The 18,172-nt window shown below is 70.7% G+C and carries 14 protein-coding genes and 1 pseudogene; 11 read left to right on the plus strand and 4 right to left on the minus strand.

The features are described from left to right. The first annotated feature begins 112 nt into the window (after positions 1 to 112). The gene (locus PV679_RS32810; RefSeq protein WP_319684522.1) at positions 113 to 649 is read left to right on the plus strand and encodes a phosphate-starvation-inducible PsiE family protein; all 537 of its coding nucleotides are present in this window, start codon (positions 113 to 115) and stop codon (positions 647 to 649) included. Here the strand turns inward: PV679_RS32810 and PV679_RS32815 are convergent. Continuing rightward, positions 623 to 2,800, minus strand: a complete 2,178-nt coding sequence (locus tag PV679_RS32815) for an FUSC family protein (RefSeq protein WP_319684524.1) — start codon at positions 2,798 to 2,800, stop codon at positions 623 to 625. The two genes, PV679_RS32810 and PV679_RS32815, sit on opposite strands and share 27 nt — an antisense overlap. A gap of 392 nt (positions 2,801 to 3,192) precedes the next feature. On the opposite strand from PV679_RS32815, the gene uvrA reads away from it, so the two are divergent. Continuing rightward, positions 3,193 to 5,679 carry an excinuclease ABC subunit UvrA gene (uvrA, locus tag PV679_RS32820; protein WP_319684526.1) on the plus strand — a complete coding sequence of 829 codons (2,487 nt, stop codon included), beginning with the start codon at positions 3,193 to 3,195 and terminating at the stop codon, positions 5,677 to 5,679. A 117-nt stretch (positions 5,680 to 5,796) separates the two neighbouring features. On the opposite strand, the gene PV679_RS32825 is transcribed toward uvrA, so the two are convergent. Beyond that, positions 5,797 to 6,246: a DUF1931 family protein gene (locus PV679_RS32825; protein ID WP_319684527.1), complete on the minus strand. Its 450-nt coding sequence runs from the start codon at positions 6,244 to 6,246 to the stop codon at positions 5,797 to 5,799. Between the two features lie 444 nt (positions 6,247 to 6,690). Beyond that, complete coding sequence (locus PV679_RS32830; protein WP_319684528.1) at positions 6,691 to 8,448, minus strand: PucR family transcriptional regulator; 1,758 nt, start codon at positions 8,446 to 8,448, stop codon at positions 6,691 to 6,693. Between the two features lie 292 nt (positions 8,449 to 8,740). Here PV679_RS32830 and dnaK point away from each other — a divergent pair, with 292 nt between their 5' ends. From dnaK to PV679_RS32875, 9 genes are read left to right on the plus strand one after another with little or no spacing between them, the layout of a single operon-like run. Continuing rightward, the gene (gene dnaK / locus PV679_RS32835) at positions 8,741 to 10,642 is read left to right on the plus strand and encodes a molecular chaperone DnaK (RefSeq protein WP_319684529.1); all 1,902 of its coding nucleotides are present in this window, start codon (positions 8,741 to 8,743) and stop codon (positions 10,640 to 10,642) included. Positions 10,643 to 10,650: 8 nt separating this feature from the next. Beyond that, entirely contained in the window at positions 10,651 to 11,262 is a 612-nt protein-coding gene (locus tag PV679_RS32840; RefSeq protein WP_319684530.1) for a nucleotide exchange factor GrpE, read from the plus strand. A gap of 6 nt (positions 11,263 to 11,268) precedes the next feature. After that, a complete protein-coding gene (locus tag PV679_RS32845) occupies positions 11,269 to 12,222 on the plus strand; it encodes a J domain-containing protein (protein WP_319684532.1) in 954 nt (317 codons plus the stop codon). Beyond that, on the plus strand, positions 12,219 to 12,626 hold the full coding sequence (locus PV679_RS32850) for a chaperone modulator CbpM (protein ID WP_319684533.1): 408 nt from the start codon (positions 12,219 to 12,221) through the stop codon (positions 12,624 to 12,626). Before PV679_RS32845 ends, PV679_RS32850 begins: the two co-directional genes overlap by 4 nt. Then, a complete protein-coding gene (clpB, locus tag PV679_RS32855; RefSeq protein WP_319684535.1) occupies positions 12,617 to 15,256 on the plus strand; it encodes an ATP-dependent chaperone ClpB in 2,640 nt (879 codons plus the stop codon). The genes PV679_RS32850 and clpB overlap by 10 nt, the downstream gene beginning before the upstream one ends. Continuing rightward, positions 15,253 to 15,699 carry a thioredoxin gene (gene trxA, locus PV679_RS32860; protein ID WP_319684537.1) on the plus strand — a complete coding sequence of 149 codons (447 nt, stop codon included), beginning with the start codon at positions 15,253 to 15,255 and terminating at the stop codon, positions 15,697 to 15,699. Before clpB ends, trxA begins: the two co-directional genes overlap by 4 nt. Before the next feature lie 5 nt (positions 15,700 to 15,704). Then, positions 15,705 to 15,968 carry a UBP-type zinc finger domain-containing protein gene (locus PV679_RS32865; protein ID WP_319684539.1) on the plus strand — a complete coding sequence of 88 codons (264 nt, stop codon included), beginning with the start codon at positions 15,705 to 15,707 and terminating at the stop codon, positions 15,966 to 15,968. Then, positions 15,968 to 17,800 (plus strand): FAD-dependent oxidoreductase, encoded by a 1,833-nt coding sequence (locus tag PV679_RS32870; protein WP_319684541.1) that lies wholly within the window; start codon positions 15,968 to 15,970, stop codon positions 17,798 to 17,800. Before PV679_RS32865 ends, PV679_RS32870 begins: the two co-directional genes overlap by 1 nt. 38 nt (positions 17,801 to 17,838) lie before the next feature. Then, a complete protein-coding gene (locus PV679_RS32875; protein WP_319684547.1) occupies positions 17,839 to 18,117 on the plus strand; it encodes a hypothetical protein in 279 nt (92 codons plus the stop codon). On the opposite strand, the pseudogene PV679_RS32880 reads toward PV679_RS32875, so the two are convergent. Next, positions 18,075 to 18,172 (minus strand): annotated as a pseudogene (locus tag PV679_RS32880) (IS481 family transposase); the annotation flags it as partial. The gene PV679_RS32875 and the pseudogene PV679_RS32880 sit on opposite strands and share 43 nt — an antisense overlap.

Below are 18,172 nucleotides of genomic sequence, written 5' to 3' on the forward strand. Positions count from 1 at the left end.
TCGCGTCTCGCCGCTTCCCCCAGGCTGTCACCACTGGGAGGGATCCGCTCGTCCACCCGCCCGTCCACCCGTTCGGCAGCATGACGCGCCTGCGGGCCGGGGCACCCCTAGCATGCAAACTGTGCGACCCAATCTCCCGAAGATCGAGGGCGGCCGGGTACAGGGCCTCCTGCAGCTCATCGAGGACGGCATCCACCTCGTCGTCGCTGCGCTCCTCGTACTGCTCGCGGGGCTCCTGACCGTCGGGGTCGTCCACGACGTCATCAGGTCGATCCAAGGTCCGTACCGCGAGGAGACGGTCGTTCTCTCCGCCCTGGACAACGGCCTTGTGCTGTTCATCGTGGCCGAACTGCTCCACACCGTCCGCCTCACCATCAGAAACCAGACTCTCGACGCGGAGCCGTTCCTCGTCGTCGGCCTGATCGCCGGCATCCGCAAGGTGCTCATCGTGACGGCCGAGGCGGAGAAGTCCTTCCGGTGGAACGTCGAGGGGATCGAACTGCTCATCCTGGCGGGGCTGATCCTCGTGATGGCGACAGCGGCGTACGTGTGGCGGCGCTCGACGCGGCCGGGAGACTACTTCCCGCTCCAGGAGACGCGGCGCTCCCCGTCGCCGGCGCCGTCACCCATCCCGGGGCGCGGGTCCTGACCCGTCACCTTCCGCCTCCACGGCCGCCCGCACCCGCTGCTCCTCGCGAGCGGAGCCGACGTCCCGTTCCAGGGGTGTGCGGCTCACGGCTGTCGCGAGGTCCTCCAAGGCCCGCTTCTGCAGTTCCGCCCCACGCCGCGCCACCGGGCTCCGGTCCCCGGCGGCGGCGCCCTCCCACGCGTGGAGCGCCTCCTCCACGCGCCCCCAGTCCGGATTTCTGTGCTCGCGCACGTCGACTGCCGCCTGCTCGGTGTCCGCCTCCAGGGCCTCGGCGAACCGCTCCGCTACGGGGTCGAAACGGCTGTCGGCCCGCGGGATGTGGCTCTCCATGAGCATCGCCGCCCGGCCGAACCCCTTGAGCGCTTCCTGCGCCTCCTCCGCCTCGCGCGACGTCAGGCCCCTGGGGCGGACCGGTTCCTGCCTTGCCCGGTCGTATGCCCCCTGCCAGGCGGCACGTGCCTCCCTGCTCGCCAGCAGTGCCCTGCGCATGTCGGCGCGATGCTCCCGGGTCGGTTCGGCATAGCTGCGGAGCACCGCGGCCGCATAGCGGCCGTTGGCAGCGAGCCAGTCCGCAAGCCGGCCCGGCAGCCGGGGCGTCTCCCATGCGGGGAACACCACGTACGCCAGCATGGCCAGGGCCCCGCCGAGCAGGGTGAGCACCACCCGCTCCGGGACCGTCTGCTCCCATGCCTGGCCGCCCATGCCGAGCAGGAAGACGACGTACGCGGCAGTGAAGCACTGGGAGTAGGCGTAGCCGGTACGGATCAGCGTGTACGACAGACCTGCCGAGACCACCGCCAGCGCGCCGGACACATGGGCGTCCGGGCCCAGAGCCCGCACCATCCCGGTGGCAAGCGCGACCCCGGCCAGGGTCCCGGCGAGACGGGCCACCGCACGCGCGTACGTGCGGTGGAAGTCCGGCCGCATCACCATCACGGAGGCGATGGGCGCCCAGTAGCCGTGGCCCAGGGGTAACCGGGCGGCGATCAGATAGCCGAGCGTGGCCACCGCCGCCAGGCGGACGGCGTGCCGGAACACGGGCGAGTCCCGGCGGAGCTCACGGCGGACCGCCCGGACGACGACCGGGACCAGCCGGAACAGTGTCGGGCGCACCAGGAACTGGGCGCCCGCCGGGCCGGGCGGCGTGGGCGTCTTCCCGCGCGCGCCGCCGCTCCCAGCGATCTCCAACGCCTCGCCGAGCAGTTCCACGAGCCGCTCGGCGGCCTGCCGCGCGGGCCCCTCCAGCACCTCGTGCTCCTCATCGACGCGCAGGACGTCCGCACTCCCGGGCGGCACCTCGGCGGGAGTGCCGCGGCGGATCGAACGGGCGGCCGCGTCCAGGACATCGGCGGCCGCGTCGAGCAACTCCCGCGCGCGGTCCCGCCCGGGGCCCTCCGCCGGGGCGCCGACGTACGGGTCGGCGAGCGCGGCGACGACCGGCCGAATGCGCTCGGCGAGCCCCCGGGGGCCGTGGAGGACGGGGGGACGGGTGCGGGCCTGTGACGGCGTCACGGAGGCCGCGTCCCGGGCCGTCATCAACGGCTCCGGGTCGAACGGGGCGGTCGGGTCGTGCCGCAGCCGCCGGGCGTAGTCCGCCACGGCGGCCAGGGCGTCGGCGAGCGCGTCACGATGCGCCCCCCAACGGCGGATCGGGAACAGCAAGATCAGCACCGCCTGCGCCACGCCCCCGAGTGCGATGACCCCGGCGTGCTCCAGGGCTCGCCCGACGCTCGTGGGAAGGGTGATGGTCACCAGCATGCTGCCGACCGTCGTCGCCGCGACGATCCCAGCGGTCGATCCGACGGCCCACGCCATCCCCGCGACAAAGGCCCATACGGCCAACAGGAGGAGGAACGTCACGAGTCGCCCCGCCGCCAGGTAGCCCACGAAGGTACTGATCGCCAGACCCGCGCCCGCGCCGAGCGCGATCACCTTGCGTGGACGCCAGGTGCGCTGGAAGGTGGCCCCACCCGCGGAGTAGGCACCGAGGGCGGCGGACGCGGCGTACGCAGGAGAGCCCAGCCACAGAGCCGGCCCGACGACCATCGCCACCCCAGCGGCCGTGCGCAGCGCGAGCAGGGGCTCCAGCCGCGTCTCCTCGATCGTGAGCCCGGATCGCACGACCTCACCGAGGGCCCGCAGCCACGTCACAGGTGTGAGCCTAGCCGGAACGCTCTGCCGGGTCGCGTCGGCCTGGCTGAGGTGCGGCAGCCGTCGGGCAAGGAAGCCCCACACGGCCCGGGAACACGCTGGCGGCCGCAGCCGCTGGGACGGGTCAAAGACCTGCCGGTCCAGGTGCTCGCCCGGATGCGCTCTGACCGAGTCCTGTGAAGGGCTGTTCCACTCCGCCAGCCACACGGGCAAAGGGTGAGGCCCGGGGACACGGTTCCCTTCACGCCCACAAACGGATCAACGGTGAAGCACCCGCCCTCGAATGTTCCCTGTGAGTGGCTCATACCGGGATTCTCCGGACGCTCGTGTGAGCGGGGCCCGGTGACGGCGCCTGTCGCGCGGTTCCCGGCGCGATCAGGTAATCAGGAACGGTGAACAAGGACGCGACCGACCCCTTCGTGCATGTCCGGGGCGCCAGTGAGAACAACCTGCGGAACATCGATGTCGACGTTCCGCGGGACGCGATGGTCGTCTTCACCGGCGTCTCCGGTTCGGGCAAGTCCTCGCTCGCGTTCGGCACGCTCTACGCGGAGGCCCAGCGGCGCTACTTCGAGTCCGTAGCACCGTACGCCCGAAGACTGTTGCAACAGGTCGGCGCACCGCACGTGCGGGAAATCACCGGACTGCCACCGGCCGTGGCCCTGCAACAGCGACGCGGGTCGCCCAGCTCGCGCTCGACGGTCGGCACCATCACCACGCTGTCCAATCTGTTGCGCATGCTGTATTCCCGCGCCGGCACCTATCCGCCCGGGGCCGCACGGCTGGAGGCCGAGTCGTTCTCACCCAACACCGCGTCCGGCGCCTGTCCGGAGTGCCACGGACTGGGCGTCGTGCACGACGTCGCCGAGGACCTGCTCGTCCCGGACCCCTCGCTGAGCATCCGCGAGGGGGCGATCGCCGCCTGGCCGGGCGCCTGGCAGGGCGCCAACCTGCGCAGTGTCGTGAGCGGCCTGGGGATCGACATCGACCGACCGTGGCACAGGCTCAGGAAGAAGGACCGGGACTGGCTGCTGTACACGGACGAGCAGCCCTCCGTGTACGTCGAGCCGGAGGAGGACCGCGTCGACTACGGCTACCAGGGCAAGTTCTGGAGCGCCCGCAAGCACGTCATGCACGTCCTCGCCGACTCCAAGAGCGAGAAGATGCGCGAACGGGCGCTCCGGTTCGTCAGGAGTGTGCCCTGCCCCGAGTGTCACGGCAGCGGACTGCGGCCCGAGGCGCTCGCCGTGACCTTCGCCGGACGTTCCATCGCCGAGATCAACGCGATGCCGCTCACCGAGGTCGTGGCGCTGCTGCGGCCTGTCGCGGGGCGGTCCGAGGCCGACGCCACCACGTCGACCGCCCAATCCGGGGAGACGACCGAGGTCGCGGTCCGGATCTGCTGCGATCTGGTCGCGCGGGTCGACGTACTGCTCGACCTGGGCCTCGGATATCTCAGCCTCGGGCGCCGCTCGACGACCCTGTCGCCCGGCGAGGCGCAGCGCCTGCGGATCGCCACCCAGCTGCGCTCGGGGCTGTTCGGCGTCGTCTACGTCCTCGACGAACCCTCCGCGGGCCTGCATCCGGCTGACGCGGAACCGCTGCTGGATGTGCTGGACCGCCTCAAGGCGGCGGGCAACTCGCTGTTCGTCGTGGAGCACGACATGGACGTCGTACGGCGGGCGGACTGGGTGGTCGACATCGGCCCCGGCGCGGGCGAGGGCGGCGGACGCGTGCTGTACAGCGGCCCGGTCGCCGGTCTTGAGCGGGTCGGGGAGTCGGCCACCGGCCAGTACCTGCTCGGGCGCGCCCAGCCGCTCGATCACCGCCCGCGCACACCGCACGGCTGGCTGCACCTGCGCGGCGTCTCCCGCCACAATCTGCACGACGTGTCCGTCGACGTACCGCTCTGCGTCCTGACGGCGGTGACGGGCGTGTCCGGTTCCGGAAAGTCGACGCTGGTGACGCAGGTGCTCGCCGAGGTCGTCCGGAGCCACCTCGGACTCATACCCGAGGAGCCCGACGAGGCGCGGCTGGAGGTCGACGTCCAGGACGCGTCGGGGGTCGAGTCGTTCGACCGGCTGGTCCGGGTCGACCAACGGCCCATCGGCCGAACTCCCCGGTCCAACCTGGCCACGTACACGGGGATGTTCGACGCGGTGCGCAAGCTGTACGCGGCGACGGACGAGGCCAGGGCGCGCGGCTACTCGGCCGGGCGGTTCTCCTTCAACGTGCCCGAAGGGCGGTGCGAGACCTGCCAGGGCGAAGGATTCGTCGCGGTGGAACTGCTGTTCCTGCCCGGCACCTACGCGCCGTGCCCGACCTGCGAGGGCGCCCGGTACAACGCCGAAACGCTGGAAGTCACCTACCGCAGCAAGAACATCGCGGAAGTGCTGGCGCTGTCCGTCGACGCCGCCGCCACGTTCCTGTCCGCCGTCCCGGCCGCCTCCCGCAGTCTGGAGACGTTACGCGAGGTGGGACTGGGGTATCTGCGGCTGGGCCAGCCCGCGACGGAACTCAGCGGCGGTGAGGCGCAACGCATCAAACTGGCCACCGAACTGCAGCGAGCCCGCCGCGGGCACGCGCTCTACCTGCTCGACGAGCCGACGGCGGGGCTGCACCCCTCGGACATCGCGCTGCTGCTGCGACAGTTGCACCGGCTCGTCGACGCCGGCAACACGGTCGTCCTCGTCGAGCACGACCTGGACACGATCACCACCGCCGACTGGGTCATCGACCTCGGGCCGGGCGGCGGCGACGCGGGCGGGCGGGTGGTCGCGGCGGGCCCGCCGGCCAAGGTGGCGAGGGCCCGCCGCAGCGCCACCGCGCCGTATCTCGCGGCGCGGCTCGCGCGCTGCCATCGGCGGAACAGGTCGTAGACCCGGCCCCACGGCCCGGGTTCCACGACGGCGGCGCAGAAGGCGGGCAGGTCGGCCGGGCCGCGGCTGGTGACCGGCTGCCCGTCGACGACCACGGCCTTTCGACATGCGTATCGGCTACAGCAGCCGGTCGAACACCGCGGTCACGCCCTCCCAGTGACTGGTCTGCGGGTTCTTGACATCCGGATACATGATTTTGAACGTCTCGGCGAGGGCGACGCTGAGACCGCCGATGATCTCGGGGTATCGCTCTTCGGCCTCCTGGGTGGGTGTCCTGTCGAGGAGAGGGTGCGCGGCGAGCTGTTCCAGGATCGGCTTCAGCTCGACCTCCTCGTCGAGCCGCCGGAACCGGTGGATGCTCTCCTGGAGGCCCTTGGTGATCGGTAGATCCCACGGTTCGACGGTATCCCTGCCGTTGGCCTTGGCCGACGCCTGGCCGACGACCAGGAGGTCGTAGAGCTTGGCGTCGACGAAGTCGCCGTACCGCTTCAGGTCGTTCCTGTCCACGTCGAGGCTTGCGGCGGCGCGGAAGAACCTCACGAACTTCGACACACCCATCACGGTCATGCCTCTCGCCTCCTCACCGGGAACGGACGGCGTCGTTCGCTCCCGCCCGCGCCGCCATCGGCTGTTACCAGGTCGAGATTCGCAGAGCCCCCTGCTGAGCGCCTCCGCACCCCAGGCCGAAAAAGGGCGCCCCCTCTTCCCCTGGCAGAGCAGCATGAAGTGCGCAGGCATCCCTCGGCCAGCCGTACGGCCGTCCGTCCGTCCGTCCGTCCGCAGGAGGCTGCACGGCGTCGCAAAGCCCCGAACGAGAATTGCTGACCGGACGACACGACCAGCTCGGGGGCGGGACTGCAGGTGCCCTGCCCGCGCGCCTCCCCCATCTTCTGGCGCGACGCGACCTCCCTGGCTCAACCGAGGAAGGGCCACCCACCCACTGCAGCTCTGTAATCGGGCAGGCCGCCCAACTGCTGCTGACACCGATCGCACGAAAGTTCTAGCGAGGCATCAGCCGGGGCCGCCCAGCACGATCTTCCACACTCGGGTCGCCACCTGGAGGTTCAGCCGGTCCTCGACGTTCGCGAGGTCGTTGCCGCTGATGTCGCGGATGCGCTGGAGCCGATAGCGCAGCGTGCTGCGGTGGATCGCGAGTGATTCGGCGGTCTCGTCGTAGTTGCCGCCGCAGTCGAAGTACCGGGACAGGGTCTCCACCATGGCCGCGTGGTGCCGGGAGTCGTAGTCGATGAGCTGCCCGAGCCACTCGTGGACGAACGTCTCCAGTTCCCGGTAATCGTTGCCAGGTCCCAGGATGCGGTAGAGGCCGAGCTCGTCGAAGAACGTCGTGCCGTAGCGCTCGCGGGAGTGGCGGCGCACTTCCAGGGCGCGCTGCGCCTCCTCGTAGTGGTGAGGGATGTCGTCCAGAGAGTCGCAAGGGGCGCTCACCCCGATCGTCCCGGACCGTGTCCCGGTCTCCCGGGCGAGCGCCTCGTACAACGCGCGGGCGTGCGGCCTGTCGTCGGCGACCAGGACCACATGGTCGGAACGTCGGGTCAGCAGCGAGCGCATGCCCACGGCAGAGGCCGCCCGTCCCACGGTCTGCGCGAAGGAATCGTCCGCGGTCCGGTTCGGCCACCGCACCACGACGATGTAGTGGCTGCGGTGCAGGTCGTGTCCGACTGCCTCGGACCGGGCGTAGGCGCTCGCCTCGTCCGTCCCCGCCAGGAGGTCGTCGACCAGCTCGCGGTGCAGCCTCAGCTCCACTTCGGCCAGATTGCGCAGATGCGCCAGCTCCAGGGCGAGCGACGCGGCGGCGTGTTCCAGCGCGAGCACGGTGTGCTCGTCGGCCTCGTCCCGGGCATCGATCAGGGCCAGCACGCCCAGGATCTCGCCGTGCGGGCGGACCAGAGTGATCAGCCGGTCCTTTATCCGCACCGGCCCGGCCCGACGGGCGACGACGTGCAGCATTTCGTCCTGGCGCACGGGGTCCGGTTCGGGATAGGGGTCGGGGCGGCTGGGGCCGGTCCAGGACCTCAGCCGACCGAAGCGGTCTTCGACCAGCGCGGGAAGTCCAGTGAGCCTGTGCAGTGCGCGGGTGATGGCTTCCTCGCCGCCGCTAGAGGCAGCGACGTCGGCCATGAGCGCGTGAACGGCCCGCTGGTACCCGAGCTCAGCCACGACGGAGATCACCTGCCGCTGGAGGGCTGTGCGTTCGTCCCTGAGTCGGTGCAGCTCCAGCGCGTCCTCGCGTTGGCGGCGGTGGACGAAGGCGACTGACAGTGCGGCGGCGGTGTGCCGGACGATCGTGGCGAGCAGGGATCGCTCGGCCTCGGATGGCCAGGAGAGGGACGTCACCACGAGGTAGCCGTGGAGTCCCTCAAGTCCGCGTAGCCCCAGGGCCCGGCCCCAGGGCCTGCCGGGTACGGTCACAGGGCCGTCCTGCCCGGCCAGCTCCCGCACCCTCCGGCCCACGGCCAAGGCATGCATCCGCCCGTTCCTCGGGCTGGGGACCAGGTCGCCGCCCACCTTGAGGTATCCGGCCTCGGCGCGGTATGGCCCCGCGGCGGCTATGTGGTCCATGGCCAGTCGCAGGATCTCGCCTTCATCCGGGGTGTCGAACAGGGCGCGGGAGAGCACCGTCAGGTCGCGGAGGGCATGATCTGCTCGTGTGCGCGCGGCTGCGGGGTGCCACCCGGCGCTGCCCCGCGAAAGGCTGCCCGCCCGGTCGGAGCGGCGGTGATACAGACTGTGCGCCCGACTGCCGGCCATGGGGATCACTCCGTTCCCCCTGAGCTTTCAGGGAGGCGAGCGGTATTTCATGTACCCGCTCCGGGCCGGCTTATCCGATATGTTCGGATTCTTTCTCTCGTCCTCGCAGGGCGACCGGACCCGCGCATTCCTGACACGCCAGGCGCAGGCGTGGAGCCACTCGGTTCGTCACCCTGGGGAGTGTTCGAGACCCTCCGTGCGCACCGGTAGGAAACCGGCGGAGGTCCCACCCCTAACTGAACGAACGTGATCCGGAGGGTCGACGCGGGCGCCGTGCCGGAAGGAGTTCCTCATGGCCAAGGCAGTGGGCATCGACCTGGGCACCACCAACTCGGTGATCGCCGTGTGGGAGGGCGGCGAGCCGTCCGTCGTGCCCAACAGCGAGGGCAACCGCACCACACCGTCCGTGGTGGCCTTCACCGACACCGGGGAACGCCTGGTGGGCCAGCTGGCCCGGCGCCAGGCGATCCTCAACCCCAAGGGCACCATCTACTCGGCCAAGCGGTTCATCGGCCGGCACTTCGACGAGATCTCCGACGAGGTCAGGGCGGTGGCGTATGACGTCGTCGAGGGCGATGGCGGGGCGGCCCGCTTCAAGGTACGCGACAAGCTCTACGCGCCTGAGGAGATCAGCGCACAGGTGCTGCGCAAACTCGCCGACGACGCCTCCAAGCAGCTGGGGGAACGGGTCACGGAGGCGGTCATCACGGTGCCCGCCTACTTCAATGACGCTCAGCGCACCGCCACCAAGGACGCCGGACGGATCGCGGGACTGGAGGTGCTGCGGATCATCAACGAGCCGACGGCGGCCGCGCTCGCGTACGGCATGGACAAGAAGGAGCACGAGACCGTCCTCGTCTTCGACCTGGGCGGCGGCACCTTCGACGTGAGCATCCTCGACGTCGGCGACGGCGTGGTGGAGGTGCGCTCCACCGCAGGTGACAGCCACCTGGGCGGTGACGACTTCGACCGGCGTCTGGTGGACTATCTCGCGGACGACTTCCAGAAGGCGAACGGCATCGACCTGCGCAAGGACCCGCAGGCGCTGCAACGACTGTTCGAGGCGGCGGAGAAGGCCAAGACCGAGCTCAGTTCGGTGACGCAGACGCAGGTCAGCCTGCCGTTCATCACCGCTGACGCCTCGGGCCCCAAGCACCTCACCGACTCGATCATGCGGTCCACGTTCGAGCAGATCACCAGCGACCTGGTGGAGCGTTGCCTGGGACCGGTGCAGCAGGCGATGGCCGACGCCAAGGTCGGCGAGAGCGACATCGACGAAGTCATCCTCGTCGGCGGTTCCACCCGCATCCCCGCTGTCCAGGCCCTGGTCCGCCGGCTGACCGGCGGCAAGGAACCCGACATGAGCGTCAACCCCGACGAGGTCGTGGCCCTGGGCGCCGCGATCCAGGCCGGGGTGCTCAAGGGTGAGGTCAAGGACGTCCTGCTGCTGGACGTCACACCCTTGTCGCTGGGTGTGGAGACGCGCGGCGGAGTGATGACGAAGATCGTCGAGCGGAACACCACCATCCCGGTGCGCCGCAGCGAGACCTTCTCCACCGCCGAGGACAACCAGCCGGCCGTCGATGTGGTGGTCCTCCAGGGCGAGCGCGAGCGGGCCGCCGACAACCGGGTGCTGGGCCGGTTCCAGCTCACCGACATCCGGCCGGCGCCGCGGGGCGAACCACAGATCGAGGTCACCTTCGACGTCGACGCCAACGGCATCCTCGACGTCAGGGCCCGCGACCGGGACACCGGCAAGGAACAGGGCATCACCATCAGCGAGAGCTCCAACCTGGACCGCAGTGAGGTCGAACGCATGGTCCAGGAGGCCGAGCGCAACCGGGGCCAGGACCAGGCACTCCGCGAGGCCGTCGACGCCCGCAACGAACTCGACGCCGTCGCGTACCAGGTCGAGAAGCGGCTCGCCGAACTGGGCGACGCAGCGCCCGCGCACGAGAAGGCACGCGCCGAGATGCTCGTGTCCGACGCCCGGGAGGCGGTCAAGGAAGAAGCAGGCGTGGAGCGCGCGCGGCCCCTGACCTCCGAACTCCAGCAGGTGCTGGCCGGGCTGGCAGCCCATCAGGGCGCCGCCACCGCGGATGGCGGTCCCGGCCAGGATGCCGCCACCGGTGGTCCCACGAGCGACGGTGGCGGTGGCGACGATGTCCTCGACGCCGAGTTCGACAGGGGCTGAGGCGCGCCATGCCCACCCACCCCCGGGAATCCGACCGGGCCGCGTCGGATCCGGTCGAACCGGTTCCGGAAGGCGCCGTACGCCCTCCTCGCGGCGATTCGCCGCAACCGGGCCCGCCGACCCGGCCCGAAGCGGCGCACGACGAACCGGGACCCGACGCCGCCGGCCCCGCGGCTGCCGGGGACGAGTACACGACCGCGATCCAGGAACTGGAGGACCGCTGGCGGCGCGCACTCGCCGACCTCGACAACCTTCGCAAGCGTCACGCCAGGGAACTGGAGCGCGAACGGGCGGTCGAGCGGTCCCGCACGGCGGCCGCCTTCCTGCCCGTCCTCGACAATCTCGAACTCGCCCTGACCCACGCCGGCGCCGATCCGGGCGCGATCGTGGAGGGCATCGGGGCCGTACGCGACCAGGCGGTGAACGTCCTCGAACCGCTCGGCTACCCACGGCACGCGGAGACCGGCGTCGCCTTCGACCCGGCCCGGCACGAGGTGGTCGGCGTCGTCCAGGACCCAGACACCCCACCGGGCACGGTCGTCGAGGTGCTGCGCCCCGGCTACGGGGACGGCGAGAGGCAGCTCAGGCCCGCCGCCGTGAGCGTCGCGAAGCGGGAGTGACCAGTCATGGCACGGGACTTCTACGAGGTACTGGGCGTGTCGCGGACCGCGAGCCAGGACGAGATCCAGCAGGCATATCGCAAACTCGCCCGCAGGTACCACCCCGACGTCAACAAGGACCCCGGGGCGGAGGAGCGTTTCAAGGACCTCAACGAGGCATACAGCGTCCTGTCCGATCCCAAGACCCGGGCCCGCTACGACCGCTTCGGCGAGGATTTCCGCAAGATCCCCGAGGACTTCGACGAACGGGTCGCGGCGGGAGCGGGCGGCGGCTTCCGCGGCCGGAGGACCGCGGGCGGGGGCGGTCCTCGCGTCCGGTACGCCACCGGCTTCGGCGACGACTTCGGCGCGGAGGGTATTGACATCGAGGATCTGCTCGGCTCCATGTTCGGAGCCGGCGCCGCCCGAGGCGGCGTCCCCGGAGCGGACCAGGAGGCCGAGCTGCCGCTCACCGTCGAGGAGGCGTACCGAGGCGGCCGTCGCACCGTCACGCTCGCCGGTCCCACCGGGCAGCCGCGGCGGTACGAGGTCGACGTGCCGCCGGGCGTCGCCGACGGGCAGCGCATCCGGCTGGCGGGCGAGGGCGGCCGGGGCAGTGGCGACGCCGTCGCGGGCGACCTGTACCTGCGGGTGCGTATCCAGCCCCACCCTCGGTTCCGGCTGGACGGCCGCGATGTGCACATCCAGGTCCCGGTCGCCCCCTGGGAGGCGGCCCTGGGCGCGACCGTGCCGGTGCCCACGCCCGGCGGCGGCACGGCCAAGGTCACGGTGCCCGCGGGTTCGTCCAGCGGCCGGCGGCTGCGGCTGCGTGGCGAGGGCATGCCGAACCCGCGCGGCGCGAACGGCGACCTGTACGCCGAACTCCGCATCATGGTGCCGCCCACCCTCGGCGACCGGGAGCGCGAACTGTTCGAGGAGCTCGCCGCCACTTCCTCGTTCGACCCCAGGAGGACGCGATGAACGACCGACCCTCGGGAGCGGCAGGCATCGGCCGGGCCGGCGCGGGCGCCCGTCCGATACGAACGGGCGCCGACATCACCGCCTCGACGGCTGTCCGATACGCGCTCATGCCCGCCCCCAGGCTTTCCCTCGACGCCGTGGCCCGTCGCTCGGGCCTCCACCCCGATCTGATCCGCCGGTTCGTCGCCCTCGGCCTGGTCGACGCCGAACGCGACGCCGCGGGGCACCTGGTGTTCGACCCCACGGCGCCGGCGGTTCTCACCCGCGTCCAGCGGCTGCGCACCGGACTCTGCCTCAACTACGCATCCATCGGCCTGGTGCTCGACCTGCTCGACCGCATCAGCCTGCTCGAAGCCGCCCTGCGCGGCCGCGGCACGAGGAGTGAAACACCCCCATGGACATGAACCGTCTCACCCAGAAGTCCCAGGAAGCCCTCCAGGAGGCCCAGACAGCGGCCGTCGGCATGGGGCACACCGAAGTCGACGGGGAACACCTGCTGCTCGCACTTCTCGATCAGGAGGACGGTCTGATCCCGCGGTTGTTGCAGCAGGCCGGCACCGAGCCGAAGGAACTTCGGGCGGCCGTGCGCGAGGAACTCTCCCGCCGCCCGAAGGTCACCGGCCCCGGCGCGGCACCCGGCCAGGTCTTCGTCACCCAGCGCCTCGGCCGCCTGCTCGACGCCGCCGAACGGGAGGCCAAACGCCTCAAGGACGAGTACGTGTCCGTGGAGCACCTCCTGCTCGCCCTGGCTGAGGAGAGCTCTTCGACCGCCGCCGGGCGACTGCTCAAACAGGCCGGCATCACCGGGGACTCGTTCCTGAGCGCGCTCACCCAGGTCCGCGGCAACCAGCGCGTCACCTCCGCCAACCCCGAAGTGGCCTACGAGGCTCTGGAGAAGTACGGCCGCGACCTGGTCCTGGAGGCTCGGTCCGGGCGGCTGGACCCGGTCATCGGCCGTGACGCGGAGATCCGCCGCGTCACCCAGATCCTCAGCCGCAAGACCAAGAACAACCCCGTCCTCATCGGCGACCCCGGCGTCGGCAAGACCGCCATCGTCGAGGGCCTGGCCCAGCGCATCGTTCGCGGCGACGTCCCCGAGGGCCTGCGCGACAAGACGGTGTTCGCCCTCGACATGGGCTCCCTGGTCGCCGGCGCCAAGTACCGCGGCGAGTTCGAGGAACGCCTCAAGGCCGTGCTGTCCGAGGTGAAGGCCGCCCAGGGGCGCATCCTGCTCTTCGTCGACGAACTCCACACCGTCGTAGGAGCGGGCGCCGCCGAAGGGGCCATGGACGCGGGCAACATGCTCAAGCCGATGCTCGCCCGCGGCGAACTCCACATGATCGGCGCCACCACCCTCGATGAGTATCGCAAGCACATCGAGAAGGACGCCGCCCTCGAACGCCGCTTCCAGCAGGTCCTGGTCGACGAGCCGAGCGTGGAGGACACCATCTCCATCCTGCGCGGACTGCGCGAACGCCTGGAGGTGTTCCACGGCGTGAAGATCCAGGACACCGCGCTGGTCTCCGCGGCCACCCTCAGCCACCGCTACATCACCGACCGGTTCCTGCCCGACAAGGCCATCGACCTCGTCGACGAGGCGTGCGCCCGGCTGCGTACCGAGATCGACTCGATGCCCGCCGAACTCGACGAGATCACCCGCCGCGTCACCCGCCTGGAGATCGAGGAAGCGGCCCTCTCCAAGGAGACCGACCCCGCCAGCAAAACCCGCCTGGAGGAGCTGCGCAGGGAACTGGCCGACCTGCGCGGCGAGGCCGACGCCAAACACTCCCAGTGGGAGGCCGAACGGCAGGCGATCCGCCGCGTGCAGGAACTGCGCCAGGAACTGGAGCAGTTCCGCCACGAGGCAGAGGAGGCCGAACGCGCCTACGACCTCAACCGCGCCGCCGAACTCCGCTACGGCCGACTCCAGGACCTGGAGCGCCGACTCGCCGCAGAGGAGGAGCAACTGGCGGCCAAACAAGGGCAGAACCGGCTGCTGCGCGAGGTCGTCACCGAGGAGGAGATCGCCGAGATCGTCGCCGCCTGGACCGGCGTCCCGGTCGCCCGCCTCCAGGAGGGCGAACGCGAGAAACTGCTGCGCCTCGACGAGATCCTGCGCGAGCGCGTCATCGGCCAGGACGAAGCCGTCAAGCTCGTCGCCGACGCCATCATCCGCGCCCGCTCCGGCATCCGCGACCCTCGCCGCCCCATCGGCTCGTTCATCTTCCTCGGCCCCACCGGCGTCGGGAAGACCGAGCTGGCCAAGACCCTCGCCCGGACCCTGTTCGACTCCGAGGAGAACATGGTCCGCCTCGACATGAGTGAGTACCAGGAGCGGCACACCGTCAGCCGGCTCATGGGCGCACCGCCCGGATACGTCGGCTACGAGGAAGGCGGCCAGCTCACCGAGGCCGTACGCCGCAAGCCGTACTCGGTTGTGCTGTTCGACGAGATCGAGAAGGCGCACACCGATGTCTTCAACACCCTGCTGCAGATCCTCGATGACGGCCGCATCACCGATGCGCAGGGCCGCACCGTCGACTTCCGCAACACCGTGATCATCATGACGTCCAACATCGGCTCCGAGTACCTCCTCGACGGCGCCACCGCCGAAGGTGAGATCAAGCCCGACGCCCGCGCCCTGGTGATGGGCGAGCTGCGCGGCCACTTCCGCCCGGAGTTCCTCAACCGCGTCGACGACATCGTGCTGTTCAAACCGCTCGGCGAGCGGCAGATCGAGCGGATCGTGGAGCTGCAGTTCGACGAACTGCGGCAGCGGCTCGCCGAACGCCGCATCACCGTCGAACTCACCGACGCCTCCCGGGAAGTGATCGCCCATCAGGGCTACGACCCGGTGTACGGGGCCCGGCCACTGCGCCGCTACATCTCCCACGAGGTCGAGACACTGGTCGGACGCGCCCTGCTGCGCGGCGACGTCCAGGACGGCGCGACGGTCCGCGTCGACGCCGAACACGGAGAGCTGGTGGTCACCTTCGACCAGCCCGAGGATGTGAAGGGAGCACGGGCGGCATGAGCACGATGCAGGCGACGACCGTCGGTTGTCCGAACTGCGGGCGCACCAACCGAGTGCCCGTGGCCGCGGAGGGCCGCCCCAAGTGCGGCCACTGCAAGCAGCCCCTACCGTGGATGGTGGACGCGGGCGACGACGACTTCACCGAGGTCGCCGAGCGGGCCGACGTCCCCGTCGTGGTCGACCTGTGGGCCACCTGGTGCGGCCCCTGCCGCGTGGTCAGCCCCGCGCTGGAGAAGGTCGCCACCGATCTCGCCGGCCGAATCAAACTCGTCAAGGTCGACGTCGACAAGAACCCGCGGCTGTCGCAGCGTTTCGAGGTCCAGGCGGTACCGACACTGCTCGTCCTCGACCAGGGCGAGACGGTCGCCCGGCAGGCGGGGGCGGCGCCCGCCCCCGCTCTGCGCCAGTGGGTGGAACAGTCGATCACGGCCCGGGAAGGGTGATCCGGATGACCCTGCACGCAGACCCCCACCTCGCGCTTGTCCGGCCGGTCCAGCCGCTGACCCCAGAAGGGTGTCAGGAGTGTCTGCTGCTCGGCTCCCCGTGGGTCCACCTGAGGCTCTGCCTGACCTGCGGGCACGTCGGCTGCTGTGACTCCTCGCCGAACAAGCACGCGCGTAGGCACGCGGCTGTCGACGCCCATCCGATCGTACGGTCGTTCCAGCCCGGCGAGGAATGGCGCTGGTGCTACGTTCACGAGGCGTTCGTCTGATGTCCGGCGACCAGTCGCTGCCGGGCGAGGAACCGGTGCCGGAGGAAGCGGACGAGGCCGTCTTCTGGGAGACCCCGGACATCTACGGCGCGTATCCGCGCCTTACGGAGGACCAGATAGCACGTCTGGCGGAGCACGGGCAACGCCGGAGCATGGCTCCGAACGACGTGCTGATCCAGGAGGGAGAGCGCTGCGAGACGTTCTTCGTCGTCCTCAGCGGTACCGTCGCCGTCGTCGAGGACTACGGCACTCCCGAGGAGCGCGTGCTGCGCGTACACGGCCCCGGTCGCTTCATCGGCGAACTCGGGCTGCTGCACGGACAGGTGGCCTTCTACACCGCTGTCGCCAGGGAGCCGGGCGAGGTCCTCGTCGTCTCCTTGGACCAATTGCGCCACCTGGTGGCCCAGGACTCCACCATCGGGGACGTCGTGCTGCGCGCCTGTCTGGGCCGTCGCGCGCTGCTCGTCGGACAGGGCGTCGGCTTCCGCATCATCGGCTCGCGCTACTCGCCCGACACCCGGCGGCTGCGCGAGTTCGCCATCCGCAACCGGCTGCCGCACCGTTGGATCGATCTGGAGACCGACGAGGAGGCCGAGGAACTGCTGCGCCGCTTCGGCGTCGGCCCGGAGGAGACACCGCTCGTCATCTGGCGGGACACCACCCTGTTGCGCAACCCCAGCAACGCGGAACTGGCCCGGCTCATCGGCCTGCCGTCACTGCCCGCCGGAAACCGTCACGGCGACGTCCTCATCGTCGGCTCCGGACCCGCCGGCCTCGCTGCCGCGGTGTACGCCGCCTCCGAGGGCCTGAGCACCACCGTGGTGGAGGCGATGGCCACCGGCGGCCAGGCCGCCACGTCGTCCCGCATCGAGAATCTGCTCGGCTTCCCCGCCGGTATCTCCGGCGCCGAACTCACCGAACGCGCCGTGCTCCAGGCCGACAAGTTCGGCGCCAGGATCAGCATTCCGGTGGAGGCGACCGGTCTCCATCCCAAGGACGAGGACCACTACGTGGTGGCGTTCGCCGACGGCAGCGAGATCGCCGCCCGCGCCGTCGTCCTGGCCACGGGTGCCCGCTACCGCCGGCTCCAGGTGCCCGGTATCGAACGCCTGGAGGGAACGAGCGTCCACTACTCGGCGACCGTCTACGAGGCCCAGCAGTGCCGCACCGACCCGGTGGCCGTCGTCGGCGGAGGCAACTCGGCGGGCCAGGCGGTGCTGTTCCTCGCCGGGTACGCGTCGAAGGTGCACCTGCTGGTCCGAGGACCCAGCCTTGAGGCCAGCATGTCCCGCTACCTGGTCGACCAGGTCGAGCGCCATCCGCGGGTGGAGGTCATGCTGCACACCGAGGTCACCGAGGTCACCGAGGTCACCGAGGTCACCGGCCAGGAGGTGCTGGAGGAGCTCGACGTGGTCGACAACCGCACGGGTGGGCACCGCCGGCTCGCGGTACGGAGCCTGTTCGTCTTCACCGGCGCCGACCCCCACACCGAGTGGCTCGCCGGCATCATCGCCCTCGACTCCCGCGGTTTCGTCCTCACCGGCCCGGAGGCCCAGGAAGCCTGCGCCTACCCCGAGGTGTGGCACGAGTGCGGGCGCTCGTGCATGACCCTGGAGACCAGTCTGCCCGGGGTCTTCGCGGTAGGGGACGTCCGTAGCGGCTCGGTAAAGCGGGTGGCCTCGGCGACCGGTGAGGGCGCGATGGCCATCCACTTCGTGCACCGGCACCTGGGGCACTCGGCCGCACCCGGCACCACGGGCACGTCCGCTGCCGCGGGCGGCTCGGACGTCTCCCCACGCATACGTCGCAAGGAGTCCGCATGGCTCGCATGACGAATGGCGGGCGATGAGATCACGAGAAGGAAGACGCAATGGCGATGGCGATGGCCATGCCCGTCCGGCGCCACCGCGGTGGCGGCCTGCAGGAGAGGCCCGTCTGGGCACCCACCCCTCTCAGTTCCCTGGTCGAGTTCGACGAACTGCTCAACCAGATGAGCGGCCTGCTGGAGTCGACGGTGGGCGCGACACCCGCGGTTGCGTGGACGCCTCTCGCGGACGTGTCGGAGTCCGAGGACGCGTTCCACATAGAGATCGAACTCCCCGGGGTGATGTCGACGTGGACCAGGTCGCCGGGGGCGTCGTGTTCGTAGCGCCGTATCGGGCGGCTGGTGGCCCGGTCGAGGTGGGCGAGGCGGGCGATGCCGT

The organism is Streptomyces sp. AK02-01A (assembly GCF_033795305.1).
Classification (GTDB): domain Bacteria; phylum Actinomycetota; class Actinomycetes; order Streptomycetales; family Streptomycetaceae; genus Streptomyces.